The following is a 16294-nucleotide window of genomic DNA, read 5'->3' as shown; positions in this document are numbered from 1 at the left end:
TTCGACATCAAGCCGGACGATGTCTACTGGTGCACCGCCGACATCGGCTGGATTACCGGTCACACCTATATTGCCTACGGCCCGACAGCTGTCGGCGCCACCCAGATCATTTTCGAAGGCGTGCCGACTTATCCTAACGCCGGCCGTTTCTGGGATATGGTGCAAAAGCACAAGGCCACCATTTTCTATACCGCACCGACCGCGATCCGTTCCCTGATCAAAGCTGCCGATGCCGACAAGAACGTGCATCCTTCGCAATACGATTTGTCGTCACTGCGCTTGCTGGGCACGGTGGGTGAGCCGATCAATCCGGAAGCCTGGATGTGGTACCACAAAAATATCGGCGGTGAGCGTTGCCCGATCGTCGACACCTTCTGGCAAACTGAAACCGGCGGCCACATGATCTCTCCGCTGCCAGGTGCTACGCCGCTGGTACCGGGATCCTGCACCTTGCCATTGCCGGGTATCCAAGCCGTGATCGTCGATGAAGCAGGGCAGGAACTGCCAGACGGCCACGGCGGCATCCTGGTCGTCAAGCGTCCGTGGCCATCGATGATCCGCGCCATCTGGAACAATCCAGAGCGTTTCAAGAGCGCCTACTTTCCGCCCGAGTTCGGCGGCAAGCTGTACCTCGCCGGCGACGGCGCGATCCGTAACAAGGATACCGGCTATTTCACCATTACCGGCCGTATCGACGATGTGCTGAACGTCTCCGGCCACCGCATGGGCACAATGGAAATCGAATCGGCGCTGGTCGCCAACCCGATCGTGGCCGAAGCCGCGGTAGTCGGCAAGCCGGATGAGACCACCGGCGAAGCCATCTGCGCCTTCGTCGTCCTCAAGCGCAGCCGCCCCACCGGCGACGAAGCCAAGAAGATCGCCAAGGAGCTGCGCGACTGGGTCGCCAAGGAAATCGGCCCGATCGCCAAGCCAAGGGAAATCCGCTTCGGCGACAACCTGCCGAAAACCCGTTCCGGCAAGATCATGCGGCGTTTGCTGCGAGTATTGGCGAAAGGCGAGGAAATCACTCAGGACATATCAACTCTGGAGAATCCAGCCATCCTGGATCAACTCAAGGAAGCGCAATAAGTGTTTTAACGGCGTATGCGACGAGTAGCCAGAACTAACCGAGGTCAGAGTGAACTTTCGGCATGTTTCACCGCCGAAACTTCACTCTGACCCCGCTTAGTGGGCCACGGAGCAGAAGTAGTAAAACGGAAAGAAACAAACCTGCGATAAGTGAATTGCCTTTCTCCGACCCCAGATCACTATGTCGTCAGTTCGCATCTTTAATGTTGCAATCACCTCTGAATAAGGCTTTTTACAGAAATTTCGATTTCTCCCCGATTTGTTGCTATAATACGCGGCTTCGTGAAAATCAAATCTCACGAAACGCTGTTGTAGTTGCAGGAGAGATGGATGAGTGGTTGAAGTCGCACGCCTGGAAAGCGTGTATAGGTTCATAGCCTATCCGGGGTTCGAATCCCCGTCTCTCCGCCAGGAACATGTTTTAAGAAGTCCAAAGAAGTCCAGAAACCCGCCTCAAGCCCAGTGCTGACGCGGGTTTTTTGTTCTATACTGTCTATAGATGTCTAACGACATCCACCTTTTTTGGGGGCATGCTTCGGGGCATGTCCCCACATCCAGCAATAGGATGCCCCCAAAATGCCGAAACTTGCGACTCCCTTGACCGATTTACAGGTAAAGAACGCCAAATCCAAAGCCAAACCTTACAAGCTGGCAGACGGAGGAGGGTTGTACCTTGAGGTGATGCCAACTGGCGCAAAGATCTGGCGCCTGAAGTATCGACAGGATAATGGTAAAGAGAACCGGTTGACCTTTGGTCCTTACCCAGAAACATCTTTGTCCAAAGCAAGAGACCAGCGAACTTCGGCACGCAAGTTGCTCAGTGATGGTGTCGACCCAGCGAAGGCGAGAGATGACAAAAACTGGTTGGCCGAAGAAAAAGCAGCGCACACCTTTGAGAAGGTGGCGCGAGAGTGGCACCAGAACAAAATCGCTTCATGGCACCCGAGTACAGCAAAAAATACATTGCACCGCCTGGAAGTAGATGTTTTCCCCGCAATTGGCAATAACCCGATCTCGGCCATTACGCATAAGGAGTTAATTGCGGCGTTGCGTAAAGTTGAGGCGCGCGGTGCCCATGAGATCGCGCATCGTATCAAAGCGATTTGCGCTCAGGTATTTAGGTACGCGATTCAATGCGGACTGACAGACCGAAATCCGGCTGCTGATATGACGGACGTGCTAAAGCCTGTGAGGAAGGGACATTTTGCTGCAATCAATGCCGATGATTTGCCCACCTTTCTTAAAGTGTTGAATGAAAACGAGGCGCGCATGCTAAAGCCTACGCGTATCGCCTTGCGATTAATGATGCTGCTGTTTGTTCGCACAAGTGAGCTAATTGAAACCCCCTGGAGCGAGATTAATCTAGAAACCGGCGAATGGGTCATTCCTTGGCAACGTATGAAGCGTGGCAAGCTAACTGTAAACCCTGACAAAACGAATCATCATGTGTGTCTCTCTACTCAAGCGCTTGCATTGCTAAGGGATCTGTACACAATCACAGGGGGTGGCGGGTACTTATTCCCGAACCAGCGCGATCATGAAAAGCCGATGAGCAAGAACGCCATATTGAAGGCACTTGAGCGGATGGGTTACAAAGGCAAGATGACCGGACACGGGTTTCGGGCGCTGGCCATGAGTACCATCAAGGAAAAGCTGGGCTACCGGCATGAGGTCGTTGATCGCCAGTTGGCACATGCTCAAAAAGACAAGGTTGCGAGTGCCTATGATCGCGCCCAATTTCTGGACGAACGCAAGGTAATGATGCAAGCTTGGGCTGATTATCTTGACCAACTGGCAAGCGGCGCGAAGGTTACGCCAATCCGGCTCGGAGCAGCCTAGCGATGAAATCGGCGTGACCCACATGAGCATGGAGCGGAAGACAACCACAACGGTAACGCGATCACTATCATTGAATCATGTAAGTGATTGATTATATTTACATATTTAATCAACCATGTTTCACTAGAAAGACTCAAAAATGGGCAAAATCAAGGCATAGGGCTACTGACAAGGGAGGGCATATGTCGGAATGGCAGCCTAAATGCGCCAATTAAGCTGCAAATGCCAGTCTGACAGTGTCACTTGATTTTTGTGTCGCCGGAATGGAGCGGTGCTATTTGCCCCCTAGACTACAGGCGACCGTGTATCCAATGCATGGCTGGTTCCTGTCGGCCTCTGCCGGTTCAGCCTGGCGTCCCGTGCTGGGTTTCGCTGGTGTTACTCCAGCAGTGATTGGGGGTATGTACGGTCACGGCCCACTTCGGTCCCTCATGATCTTGAGACGAAAGGTTTGCTACATGCAGTTTGAGTCTGTAGTGGCCCCCTAATCATGCAAAACTAGTGACTGGCATCCAGCTTTTTCTCTGATAAATCGTTCAATCAGGCACCTACTTGCCGAATCCAGTCGCGTATTGCAGTGCCTATACGTTCGATGTCCTGAAGCCCAAGCTCTCCGCTGTGCATGATGACGTTCCTCGAACGCTCTAAGGTCGCAATGATTTGTCGAACCCAATCTTGCGATTCAAGATGATTTTCAAAAAGGCCCCAATTCTGCCCTACGATTGCGGCCAAATCCCCGAACTCAGTGTAATTCAATGGATCATCGCCTCTAGGTGCGTGCCAGCGAACTTTTTCCTCTTCCGTCTGACGGGATTCCGCACGAGACCTGATTTTGTCAGACACTGACTTCTTCCACCAATCCTCCCCAATTTCCTCCAGAAGGCGCGTTGACACGAAATCTCGAACAGTATTTTCAAAAGCTGTGATAGCAATATAAACGGTTGCCATGCGCTTCGCCCGGCAAACAAGATCCTCCTCGATAAGTTCAATCGGGAGTCTCCGCGCCACGTCATGGTCAATATTGCTCGTCAGCGATAAGCGATCGATCCGGGGAGTTGAGTCGAGCGCATTCTCTGTCAGCAGACCTCGAAATGCAAATGAATACAAGTCAGAAGAGGTACTCATGGACCAATGTGTACCCTCAATGCTTGGAATATCGCGTCATAGACTGCAGGATCGCGAGATTCCGGTAAGTGAATATGGAAGTCGTAATGCAGCTTCATCGGCCCCGAAACATTTGCTGCAGGTAAAGCGGGAATTGGTTTTGGTGAATCCATTGACTTTTGATGCTCCAATGGGGCATCGGCGTGTGCAAGACCATGCGGTGGCGCTGTCCAATCTGCAAGTTCGCATAATGCCTTAAATGTCGCCGACATGAGACCGATCACATTATCCGACTTCTGGCCCTGCGTAAGAGTCTTGAGCTTATTTTTGATGTCTTCTGCAGATAGAAGATGCGCCTTCTTATTTATGGCGAACAGGTCTTCATACCCTTCGCGGATTGAATCTGCGAGAATCCGTCCCGATTCCCCTTGATCAAGATAGGCAAAATAGCGCTTAGTAGGCACTCCTGACTCATCCAAAAAACCAAGTGCCTTTAGCACGCCGATCACAAGTCTATCGTTACTGCTTGAGAAGCCAAGATCTGTCAAGAACTTGGTTGAAAATCGTTCTGGTGCTTTTGCACTCTGCAACGAGGTAAGGATCGATGCGAGATTCTTTGTTGTTGCTAGATACGAATTAGTAAGTGCCATTGAGGACCTTCCGCATGAATCGTTTTACCGCTTATCTAACACGGCGGATGATGAACAGATTAAATTTCGTAAAGAACATCGAGTGATTTTACTTGCTTATAGTAAAAACAGTCAGTTGTTTTTTGACCCACAGAACACCGCTTCGGCACAAAGGAGTTTATAGAAAAAATGGGCGTCTTAATGCGCCCATATCGGTTGATTTGCCACGCGCTCCTCGCACGGCGGTTCAAACAATTCCGGCAATGGTTGCAATTGGCCCAACAGCGGATAGTCGACACGCGCGCTAATTTTCAAAATTGATTTCTAATAGACAATTAATTGATCTTTGCGTAAGCTAGGCATGGCCTAGAGTTATCTCTTCTTTCACGTTTGAGAGCTCAGCAATTATGGTTATTGACGAATAATGAGAGGTGCTACAAGTTCCGGCGCAACCTGTTGTCGTAAGGGGCTGGGAAAAATTGGGGGCTGATCACGGAAAATTCGGAGAGCCACTATCAAATGACTTTATGTAGTTCATTGAGCCAAATTAGCACCTAAGGGAGACCATTTGAACTTGGCACTCGCGCGCGCAGTCGTCGTAACGATATTCCTCTATAGCTGCACCGTTTCTTCGTCGCTAGCTTTGGGCGTTCCCGTTGCAACCTCGGCCGGTACAACACTTACTCTCCCTAAGCAGGCAAAGAACACCGAACCTTCGGCGGTGTCCCCTACGTTGGTACAGCCAAACGCAACGTATAGAGTGCAAGAAAAACCAGAACAAGATCCGGAATCAAACGTTGAAAAGCGCCTAAGTGACATTTGGGGGGTGGTGAATTTCCTTGGTTATATCGCAGGTTTACTCGGAATTCTCATTACCATAACGGTTCTTTTTTTCAGTTTTAAATCCACTAAATCAGCAGTCGCAGAGGCGAAAATGGAGGCGCGGGAGTATCTTGAGGAGTGGATGAAGACGAACGGCGAGGAGCTTCTGCAAAAAGAGACCATTAAGGCTATTGAGCCACACTTGAACAAAGCATTGCAAGAGATACGGGATAAATCTACGGCCACGCTCGTCCAACTCGACGCCCACCTTCAGAAGACTGCTCAGCTAAATCAAAGTTTAGAGGCGTTGTCGGCTAGCAAAATAAACCTACAGGAGCCTGACGAAGCTTCTGTAACGGAAGTAGAATTGGCACCTGCTTCCGAGGCAGCAGCGGAAAAGACTGGGACACCTATTGTTGCATCCCCCCCTATGGTCCGGTCGAACGGTTCGAAGCCGTCAAAAATACGCGATGCCGTATCGCTACGTGGTGAGCGTCCAGCAGAAGCCATCGTAAAGCTAGAGGAAATAATCGAAAGTATGCAAGGCTCGGAATCACCTGAAGACATTGTGTTGATTATCGACGCGGAGACGGAACTTGCGCTTACATTTGACGGGCTGGACAATATAGACAAGGCAGCAGAATTTTATGATCGCGCAGTTAGAGAATATGCGGACACGAATACGAAGAAAGTGGCGATTGCAATTTCAAGAGCCGCTAGTCTAGCAACTCAGTTTTTTGAACGAATAGCAGACTATGAGCGGGTAATAAGTATCACAGAGGTCTACTTGCCGCTTTTCACGAGACTGGAACTTACAGGTCTTTCGGCTGTTCGAGCGATACGCTGTTTGAACGTGAAGTCCCGTTGCCTCTTCAATCTTTCTAATTATGAAGGCGTGTTAGCAACACATACTCAGTTTGAACAGATTTTCCCCGACAGAGACGGCGCGGCTACCTTCACTTCGGTGGCAACCACACTTGACCTATCAAAAGCTCGCGCTCTTGAATTCCTTTCGCGAACCGCAGAAGCTAAGAGTTACTTACTTGAGCTACTCAGTAAAAGTTCAAATAAGGTAGGTGTGAGACCTTCGAGGCAAATGAAACATCGGGTCGTAAGGTTGGAGTTCGCTTTGGCCAGATTGTATGAAAATGAGAAGAACTTCCCACAGGCCTTGGCATATTACGGAAACGTAATTGAAAACCAGTTGGAAGCCGAATCAGGCATTTCTTTAAAGCTACAGGCAATGCTTCACAAAGCAACTATATTGTCCGAATTGCAGTTGCGGAACGAAGAATTGACAACGTATGACGCAATAGTCGACTTATGGGAGAAGAGCGGGAGTTCAGACGTTTATGCGGTCTTCGCCGCAGCAGCACTGGTGAATAAGGCGATTGTGCTGTCAAGGCTGGAACGTACGGATGAAGCTTCAGCAGTGACCAATCGGGTATTGAACCTGTTTAGCACCAACACAGAACCAGAAGTGATAGAGCAGACAGCGAAAGCTGTGAGATTGAAGTCTCTCTTAGAACGCTAATTGCTGATGCCCTTTGATTTTGCTCCCGCTCACCCACTTCAAATGTGATCATTGGACGGAAAAGGTCGCGCCCCAGTTAACCTAGTCTTATGGAAGCCCCATCTCCTACCTGTTAGCAGCAAATGCTCGGCTTGGTAAACTGTTAGAGCGTCTAGGCATAGCGTGTCGAGCTGAAAGCTGCAATTTCATAGATCTGAGTTTTTTGCGAGACAAATCCGCACATGAGCTTGGCCACTAGCACGTTCCACAGAGAGGGAGGGGGCTTAAAAATTCCCCCGACGAAACCTCGCTGTTTGCCCTTGGCATAACTCTGCTCGACCTATTATTGGAGGTTGAGCAGTTGAAACCCGCATGGATAAAGGCTCTGCACAACCTACTCGACCTGCACGACACTTTTTGAGTAAAACGCTCCGGCAGAAAATAGAAGGGCAGATCACTTTCCCTCTTCCACTTATATTTATTTCTTCTTCTGACTTCTAAAAATTGGTTAAGAAGGTTGTGCAAGTCAAGCAGAGCTAAGCTGGGTACGGCTCTCCGCTACACGACCTCCTAGTAACTGGCTGGGGTAAGTCAAGCAGGTTGTGCGGATCGGGAGCAAAGGCCCAAGCCCAGGCAAGACCCGGCTTGCCGCTTTTTCATGCCTCCCTCCCTACTGTGCAAGGCGCTATTGCAGCTCCCAGTCGATTGGCTGCCCCATCACATCTTCAAAGTGTTTTCGGCATTCCGCCAACGGTGGAAATTCCCACACCCACACTCGCCGCTTGATCGTCTCACTGCCCGAGCCAAATCGGACGGGCTTGGCGACGGTGGCCTGCTTCGACTTCAAACCCGGTACTAGCTTTTTGAATCGGATGCCGATTTCGGTATCTGCTGCTTTTCGGTTGATTCCCTGCCTACCAGCTTTGCATAAATATTCCTCATATATCTCGTCTTTCTCAACCTGGCTTTGCCATTCGCCCATCTCACCAATCTGTAAGCCTCGCTTTAAGCAGTTAAACCAATATTGGTCAAACGAGTGAAGCCCTTGCAGTTTTTGTTCGAGCAGGGCTGTGGTCTTCGGAAAATCGCGCAGGTTAACTTTTGACAGATCATAGTGCTGCAGTAGGTAAAGCAGGGCCTCGCGTCCACCGTTGTTCATCTGGTCAATCATAGCTTTGAAGTAGGTGGCATCCTGCATTTTTCCCTCGCCAACATCAAACACACAAAAGCGGCGCTCGGATTCGCCAGCCGGAACGACCCAATCATTGTTGGAGCAAACAATCAGCCGGATATGGTTGGCAACCGTGATGACGTTCTGGCCTTTGTACTCGATTCGCATCGTTGGGCTCGTGGTCAAATCTTTGAGTACTCCTTCAGCGCTCTTATCACCTGCCCAAAATGCTTCCTCGCTAAGGACCAGAAATGCACTGGCAAGATGCGCGTTGAAACTACCGGTAAGATGCTTGCCGTTTGAGACTGTGACAAAGTGAGGACCGAACAGCGAGCCGAAAATTGTAGCGAACAAGCTCTTGCCAGTCCCCTGCTGGCCACGTAAGGCTAGAGCGACACCAGGCTTGTCGGCGGGTTGGTTGCCCGGCAGCTGCACGGCCTCAGCCATCCACGCTATCAGCCAATCGTACTTTGCTTGATCACCCTGACAGATATTGTCTCGGATATGTGCGAGATAGAGTTCACAATTGCCTTCCTTCGGTTTGACCGCGAAGCCCTTCCACAAGTTGTAATAACCCTGGATGAGTAGATGCTTCGGATCGAACACAATTCCTTTGGCATAAAGGCGGCAGCTAGGATGTTCCATCCAATAGTCAACCAGACGCTTGCCTCCTACTTTGCGCTTGCGACATAGTGTATGGATGTCATCCGACTGCGAAAACTGGATCTCCGGATGATCTGTGGCCGCACTCACGACCTCAGTCAAGATGACTGCCCGGCCTGACAAGTTGACGACCGCATGCTTGTTGTTCATCTCGATGATCAACTCATCCAAGGCAGTCTGTGCATGTTCGATTTCCTTCTCAAGCTTACCGATTCCTTTTTCGCGGGGCCTCTCACTAAGTCCATTTGCTGGGTGCATCAGTACTTCCACGATAATGTCGGGAGTGTGCCCTCCAACGAGCATCGCTTCAATAGCTCCGCAAACTGCCTCACTGCGTTTTCCCTTGACGGTTCCTTCCTGAATTGATTTCTTCATACTCGGGCTGATGTTTAGCCTCGTTAGTTGTGACTTAGCCTGCGCGGGCGTCATCGTAAGCACTGGTTTCCTTTGGCTCCCCCGTCCCCCCGTCGGGTTCGTTGCGTCGAACAGGAAGTCAAAATCCTCAAGCTTGTACGAACCATCATCTTGGTGCACGAGCACAGCAGGGCAGATAGCTCGGCCTTTTGCCAGCTTCGCCTCATTCGGGAAATTGGTTGTACCTGGCAGCCGCATCAAGTGTTCAAGGCTCCAGCAGTGATCTCCTCCCAAAGCATCGGCTAGTGCTTTGTTGTACCGCTCCAGCTCGGCGGCATTACCATTGACTGCAATAGGCTCGGCCAGCCGCCAGAAACACTGGTAACCATTGCCCGAATCAACCACCGCATTTGGCTTGAGTGGGAATGATTCAATAACCTGAAGAATACGCTTACGCTCTTCGTCAAGGACGTGGCCATCGCGCGGATCAATATCGGCACACAAACAAGACATGAAGCCAATATCCGTTTTTCCGGCCTTCCGATTTAGGTCTTGTTTCAGCGGATTCGGTGTGAAGTAAATATTCGTGAATTGGCCGTGCTGTTCGATGACGCTTTCCAGCTGAGCAATGGTGGCAACGTCGTGCGACCAGACGATAATTTTCCCGCTATCCGGAAAAATGGCGGCTATCTGAGCATAACCAGGAATGTCGTGAAACCAATCATTTAAAAATGCAATGCTGGGAGTCATACGCCCCCCTCTTGCAATGCTGGAAGCCCGGCATTATGGTTACAAAAATGCTGTAGTTTAGAAGCTGCCCCGGTTTTCAGTCCGGCTCGGGAAGCTTTGCATTGCATGCCGCTCCCGTTCATGGCATCCCCTTGCCCACATAAATGGGCTGGTGAATGCCACGGCGACTTTCAGCAATACGGTCCTCCAGCCACGCAGAAATTTCTGATTCAAGCCATCCGGCAGCGCGATCACCAAGTTTGATTGGGTGGGGGAATTCATTTCTGGCAGCTTTTGCATAAATGCTAGACCGACTCAAGCCAGTGATTCGGCGAACGTCGGAAATTCTGAGTATTGTTTCCATGGTGGCCCCTCACGCAGCAGATTTCGCTTCGAGATTGCGCCGCCAGTCAGCAGCGGTCTCCGTGGAAATAAGTGTGCGGCGTCCACATTTCATCAATGTAGGGCCTCTGCCTTCACGCAGCAATTTGTAGAGTAGGGCGCGGCTGATGTTGTGCGCTTTGCAGAAGGCCGGAATGTCAAACGCACCGCCGTGGAAGAATTGCGAGTTTTCCATCTATGAACTCCAAGATTGATAAGAGTACATAGATGATTACCTGTGACAGGGAACAACGATAAGCTACTTCCGTTCCTGTCTCGGCTGCGGCAATACGCCGTTGTTTCGAAGAATCGTACGCAACTGTTTGTCCGATAAATTGAAATTATATTTATCGATTAATTCGGAAACCAGCTTGCGATCCAACGTTCCATCCTGCTTGAGGCGGCGACCGGCTTCGATGACACGCTTATGCAGCGGTGCGGTCTTTTCTTTTCTTTTGTCGCCGCCTTTAGTGCCGCAGTGTTTCCGGTCACGCTTGTACTTGACTGCAATACTTATCACGACAGGAGTCATTTGCGACAAACTCGCCGTTGCGCTCTCAGCCCGAATGGCGGGTTCAGCATAAACGGCGAATTTTGGGTCATCTTGATGCGCGACTTGAGTAGTCGCGAGTTGCGCCTTCTCAATGGCTCGGTGAATATCATCGGCAAGCAGTTCCGTTTCGCCGCTTGTGATTTTGCCGCTTCCAGCTTTTTCGACCAGTTCGCAGCGTTGGTCGTTTGAAAGAGCAGCGATTGCACCTTCGTCCGATGTCGTCTTGACCGGTGAGGTTTTGGGTGGATTGGTACGGCTCATGGTTGCGCCCCTTGACGCGAATACCCTTGCAAAAAGAAAGCCGGGCCAGTCGGGCAAGGGAACCCGCTGTTCGCCCCATCGGGCTAGGCGCAGCGAAGTCGAAAACGAATCGCATAACACTTTATTGGACAATAACTTTTCTAAAACGCTCCGAGAAAAATTCGACAGGTAAGAAAATCAAGCGCACGCCATCAGCCATATCCAGCACATGCCCTTTCCGGCACGTCAGAAGCCAGCAGAATCGCTCACTTTAGGTGTCCGACGCACTGTTCTATGTCCACCGACGAAAGCGATTTGCAGGGCCTTGAAGGCCGTCCGCGCCACCAAAAAATTTCTCTGAGGAAATTCATATCCTGGATTCGACAAAAAAAATTTGCGTAGCCGCACGAGAGGTTCCGATTAATGTTCGCGACTAGGTACTAAAAGGACGATACCCCCCTTTTTTTGATAGCGCGGTTGCCCTGACATCGCCGACAAGGCGCTAGATCTCGCGCTCGACGTCAAGGATGCTCCGCCGTTAGCAATTATGAATGGGATGTTGGCGCAGCTAAAATGCCTGCCGTTTTGATCTTGAACATCGTAATTGACGTATACATGAGGAAGTGTGATGCCATTGAGAACGTTGACGATGGTTCCAATTCAAGTGCGCGGTACATCCATGCCAATGAGTAGAAAATCATTTTGGGGGCATGTTTGGGGGCACGGCAAAGTTTTAAATAGGTTAAATCCTTTGTTTATGCTGGTGTACGGCCATGATATGAATCCCCGTCTCGCCAAAGAGTCAGCTGCTTAGATAGTTATCTGGGATAGCAAGAAAAAAGCGCTTAATAATCAAATGGTTAGTTTGATTATTAAGCGCTTTTTTCTTTTGGCTGCTCGGATCTATGGGCGTTACCCATACAAATTCAATCTACTTTCTCTGGTTCGCGATTTGGAGGTCCGGTTCAAAATTTAATGTTTGATTCGTGATCAGTAGGCCACCAATCGCGGGTGCTGCTGCGAATTGACCACCGTGCCGGTCCGGTCTATCAGTGCGGACTAACGTTAGCCAATTCTAGCGGTGTTCACGTCGAACTCCTTGAGTGTCTACAATGCCGTTAGCGTAAGCGGGCAGTCTGCTTTCGCGATCGACCAGCTGGATCCGGCCAAAACCGGATGGTCACTCAGCGATGATTCACCGGTTGAATCCATAACTGAAAGCTGCCAGTCGCGCGCGTAGATCCATAGACTAAAAACATGTGCCCGACGTATCACGTTGCCCGATGCCATACACCCACCGCGCGAGGTGGAGCCAGTCAGCTCGCGCAAGGTATTATGATGCGAGACATGCCGGCAATCATGCTGATGACCAACCCAAATAATAAACAACGACGGGATCAGGGATGATCAAAAATTTCAATAAGTTGCTTCGGGCCGTCGAGGATAACCTAATGACGCCTGTACTAATTCAAAAGCTGCGGTTGTTAATGACGCTTGGCCGATCATTACCTAGGGCCGTCCGGGCGCAAGTACAAACGATGGTAGGCAATTTGCTCAATGGGTACCGGTACACAGCGAGCTGGCTGAATACACCTTGGTCAATACAAAGAGTTGTCCGTCGCGACGAGGCAAAGTGGCTCGCGTTTAATCGCTACCGGAAGAAATTTGCATTCTCTCGGCTGGAGCACGAACTGCTATACGCTGGTGAACATCCTGTGCGGTTCTCTCTGTCATTGATGGCCTTTGTCCTCGCAATCCAGATGCTCTTTCACGAATTGCCATCAGAATGGTTTGTCCCAAGTTGGACATCATGGCAAGCATCCGAACAATTGGCTCATTTTTCGACGCTATGGTCAGTACAAGCAACGCTGGCGGCGTTAGTTTATCCGATAGTCATTGCGTTCGTGACCGTCTTTCTCCAGAAAAGGCCAGCGGCTGAGGCTTTCGTTCACCTGTACGTGCTAGATACGGGAGCCTTAGCTGCTGGACTATCCTCACTTGCTTTGGTGGTGGTGATGGCAGTTCAATATATCCTCCTACCTTCGTATGGAACTTCATTTCTACCGATTTGGGTTGAGCTGGATGCGGCTTGGTTTTTGGTGAACGCAGCCCTAACAACCTATTTTCTGTACAGGACGGTTGAGTTCTTGCGCCCTGAAGTTCAGTTGAATGTCGTTCACCGCTACGCCATCAATGTTGCACTACCTCGGGACGTCATGCGCCTGAACGCCTTTCAAGTGCTTGCACAGGCACAGGCCAAGGGGTGGATTCCAGCCCCCAGCTATTTGGATGATAAAGTGCCAGAGGGACCAAAAATTCTGCTTAGTCGATTCGCATTCAACCACGGCGAAATTCAGGGCATGCTTCGTCTGACTGAGCCGGCGCGACTCACGAATGTTCGGCTTTGGCTTCTGCGGTGGGCTGTAATGTCATGGATGCGAGCAGCTTGCAGATGGCCCCGCCCAAAAGGCAATCAAGCATTTCTGCGAACAGATTGGCCGCTACTGACGGTTCCCATGACTCCGGGGGCCGAGTACCGTGAATCAACCCCTCTGGCACGAGTCGAATATGGCCCCGCCCTCTCCGGCTGGCTAAGGTTGCTATTGCGTTTGTCGTTCGTCTTCAAACCAACCAGGCGAGAAAGATTCGGTATTCGAGTCAAATCCATTCTCAATGAACTGGAGGCTGATGCCCGGGCTGCAGCAGGGAGGCCAGATGTAGAAGCGTTCGAGCGCGCATACGACACTTTGGTCACCTTGCATCAGCTACTACTTGGAGCTTCCCTAGCGAGGAGTGATGACGGCACTGTTGGCAGCTGGGCATTGTTACCGGACATACAGAGCTTCGCCGAACGAGCACTCTATCTTGGATGGGCCGACACCTATCGTTCCATTTTTCTTGCAGCAATTGGTACGATGGATGTTGATACTCGGCCTGTTCGCCGACTCTGTCACTTTGCACAACATATTGAAGGTGACGAGCTGCGCTCGTCCCCCGTGGAAATTCGAGAGAATGTCCTACTGTTGCCGCCATTGATGATGTATCAATTGGGCGGGTGGTGGATACAGAGGTTGGAAGAGCAGGGAGTCATGGAGCACGGCCATCACCGAATGGTCACACTTCGCGCTCCTCTTCACCGGGTCTACGAGGAGGTCGTCTCGACCTTCGTTGCTGGCTGGGAGAACGCGCGAACCACTATTGCCGACGTGCCCGATGCTTCAAAGGATTTCGAATGGGTATTGGCACCTACGATAAGTCGCCTAAACTCAACTCACGTTCAGGAAACCGCGCGAATGCTGCTCGCCGCCGTTGCTCGAGGTGACCGAATAGCCGCAGAGTGGTTGGTTGACGTGCTTTGTAAGTGGTGGGGCAGTCACCAGTACGAGCATGAACCCATTGCTCTGTATGGTAAAACGATCTACCTGACTCTGGAACATTTGAAGCTCAATTGGTCGAATTTGTCCGATATATTGGGCTTTACCGAACATGATATCGAGTGGAGTGGCGGCAACCTCAAGGCGTTGCAGAGAGGAGTGTTGGTCGCCGCGCTTAAGAATTTTTGGACTGACATACGGCTGCTCGTTGTGGAAATATTGCTTTTCTGGGCGGGGCAGGACAAGTCAGAATCGCTTGGCGACTCGCTTGCAATGGAAATCGCTGCAGGTATGCTTAACGGCAAACAGTGGCGGAGTGGTGGCACTCTCTCTGAGCCACTAAATGAACTCACGGCTGCCGAATTTCTCACAGCCAAGGTCCGCCAATATGCGGCCGGCGGCGAACGGCCAGGTGGGTACGTCGGGTTGCTCAGTCAGTTTGTGGAACGCATCAAGGACATGGAGCGACCAGAGATGGTTAGCTCGCGTGTCTACTCGTTTTCTGGCGCTGACGATGTGGCGTCGCTTCAGGAGCAACAGCTTGTCCTATTTGCCGTCATCTCAACTTCCGAATGGACGGCGAGTGAGTCGCTGCGACGTCAAGTCGATATCTGGATACCCCAGCAATATAAAAGCTTCGATATTCTTCGTCAGAGGGTGAAGGACTGGTTACAGCGCCTCGACCAAACTGAGGAGTTGTCGCCCAAAGTGCTATCAACACTACTCGAACGCACAGATAAGTCGCATGATGCTGTTCAAGGACGTGCGCGCGCGAAGCATGGCATAGAGTCATTGAGGGATTTGATGGAATCAAAGAGAGAAGACGCCTTGACGATGGCGCCTGTCGACCCTGAACGATTGAAGCAACTCGCGCGGTTCGCGTCCAGCAAGGGATTCAAGTCTGAATCAGGCGAGTTCCCATTGCAGTTGTTCAGTACGGTTAACTCCAGTGCCGATGGTTTGGAAGACTTCACGCTGACAATGCAGCAGGTCCGCAAGGGGGAGCTTACCAGCACCGAAATGGATCAGCGTGCAGGGAACGAAGATCAATTCTGGTCAGATACGATGGCGCGCCAAATCGGAGTCATAGTGCTTAACGACATACTCGTTGGCTCCAAGACGCGAGATTTGTTCGTACCTAACGCAGAAGCCTATTGGGTTGCGGTAAAGGCGGAAGCGGCGCGCGTTGTAGCGCAAGGAGGGCGCCCGATTCTGATGCTGGATAATGCGACGCGTCCCGAATGGGTTTGGCAGTGGCAGCATGCCGACTACGGGCGAGAGCACGCAAGGCCGGACGACTTACGTGTGCAGCGCTTCGAAGGGCGGGGTGATAGTTACATCTGCAACTTCAATGAAATCGAGGTTTATGTTGCTCCGCTTCCGTTTGGAGAGTCCATCCTGCTTGCACAAAATACCTTTAAAGCTGTCACTTTCAGGGAATTTGAAGAGGGATGTTTCGTAGACGTCTCTTACCTCGAACGCGATGACACTAAGCTTCTCGTTGATCTCAAATTGAAGATCTCTCGGAAGGTGGAACTTGGAGATGTTGACTCGATTCGACTGTTCTATTCGTCTAAACCTGATTCGAGCACTTCGGACAGCGATGCAGAGAAAAATAGAGAGCGCTGAAACGCCATGCCTAAAGTAACTCACTTGAAAGCTTGAGCAATGAAAGCATTTGCGCAGGTTTTTAATTCAATTTCCTAGGAATTCCGAGTAATCATTGGTATTTGTCCGATTCACTTTCTTCGGCGAAATTTAGACTAGGTGTGATGCCGGATATCTGACTGTTATGAATGACTCCACTTGGCTGGTCTCCAGTCAAACGGTCGC

The 16294-nt window shown here is 50.8% G+C and carries 10 protein-coding genes and 1 tRNA gene; 5 read left to right on the top strand and 6 right to left on the bottom strand.

Annotated features, from left to right (window positions below; translation table 11 throughout):
* The 3 genes from BM205_RS19875 to BM205_RS19865 form a co-directional block, all read left to right on the top strand.
* A partial coding sequence (locus BM205_RS19875) for an AMP-binding protein (protein ID WP_139227337.1) occupies positions 1-1089 on the top strand: 1089 nt, incomplete at its 5' end.
* Positions 1090-1409: 320 nt separating this feature from the next.
* Positions 1410-1500, top strand: a tRNA-Ser gene (locus BM205_RS19870).
* 165 nt (positions 1501-1665) lie between these two features.
* On the top strand, positions 1666-2928 hold the full coding sequence (locus BM205_RS19865) for a tyrosine-type recombinase/integrase (RefSeq protein WP_092416598.1): 1263 nt from the start codon (positions 1666-1668) through the stop codon (positions 2926-2928).
* 540 nt (positions 2929-3468) lie between these two features.
* Here the strand turns inward: BM205_RS19865 and BM205_RS19860 are convergent.
* On the bottom strand, positions 3469-4053 hold the full coding sequence (locus BM205_RS19860; RefSeq protein WP_175511333.1) for a Swt1 family HEPN domain-containing protein: 585 nt from the start codon (positions 4051-4053) through the stop codon (positions 3469-3471).
* Entirely contained in the window at positions 4050-4682 is a 633-nt protein-coding gene (locus BM205_RS19855; protein ID WP_092416597.1) for a DUF5343 domain-containing protein, read from the bottom strand. Before BM205_RS19855 ends, BM205_RS19860 begins: the two co-directional genes overlap by 4 nt.
* 547 nt (positions 4683-5229) lie before the next feature.
* Between BM205_RS19855 and BM205_RS19850 the strand changes: the two genes are divergently transcribed.
* Positions 5230-7017 (top strand): tetratricopeptide repeat protein, encoded by a 1788-nt coding sequence (locus BM205_RS19850; RefSeq protein ID WP_092416596.1) that lies wholly within the window; start codon positions 5230-5232, stop codon positions 7015-7017.
* Between the two features lie 664 nt (positions 7018-7681).
* Here the strand turns inward: BM205_RS19850 and BM205_RS19845 are convergent.
* From BM205_RS19845 to BM205_RS19830, 4 genes are all read right to left on the bottom strand, one after another.
* A complete protein-coding gene (locus BM205_RS19845; RefSeq protein WP_092416595.1) occupies positions 7682-9934 on the bottom strand; it encodes a DUF5906 domain-containing protein in 2253 nt (750 codons plus the stop codon).
* 118 nt (positions 9935-10052) lie between these two features.
* Positions 10053-10277, bottom strand: coding sequence for a helix-turn-helix transcriptional regulator (locus tag BM205_RS19840; protein WP_092416594.1), 225 nt, complete (start codon positions 10275-10277; stop codon positions 10053-10055).
* 9 nt (positions 10278-10286) lie between these two features.
* Positions 10287-10490 carry a hypothetical protein gene (locus BM205_RS19835; RefSeq protein ID WP_092416593.1) on the bottom strand — a complete coding sequence of 68 codons (204 nt, stop codon included), beginning with the start codon at positions 10488-10490 and terminating at the stop codon, positions 10287-10289.
* 63 nt (positions 10491-10553) lie between these two features.
* Positions 10554-11108 carry a hypothetical protein gene (locus BM205_RS19830; protein ID WP_092416592.1) on the bottom strand — a complete coding sequence of 185 codons (555 nt, stop codon included), beginning with the start codon at positions 11106-11108 and terminating at the stop codon, positions 10554-10556.
* Between the two features lie 1382 nt (positions 11109-12490).
* Between BM205_RS19830 and BM205_RS19825 the strand changes: the two genes are divergently transcribed.
* Positions 12491-16090, top strand: a complete 3600-nt coding sequence (locus tag BM205_RS19825) for a hypothetical protein (protein ID WP_092416591.1) — start codon at positions 12491-12493, stop codon at positions 16088-16090.
* Positions 16091-16294: the final 204 nt, after the last annotated feature.

This window comes from Collimonas sp. OK307 (assembly GCF_900113705.1).
Lineage (GTDB): Bacteria > Pseudomonadota > Gammaproteobacteria > Burkholderiales > Burkholderiaceae_D > Collimonas.
This window is presented reverse-complemented; position numbering and strand designations above follow the sequence as displayed.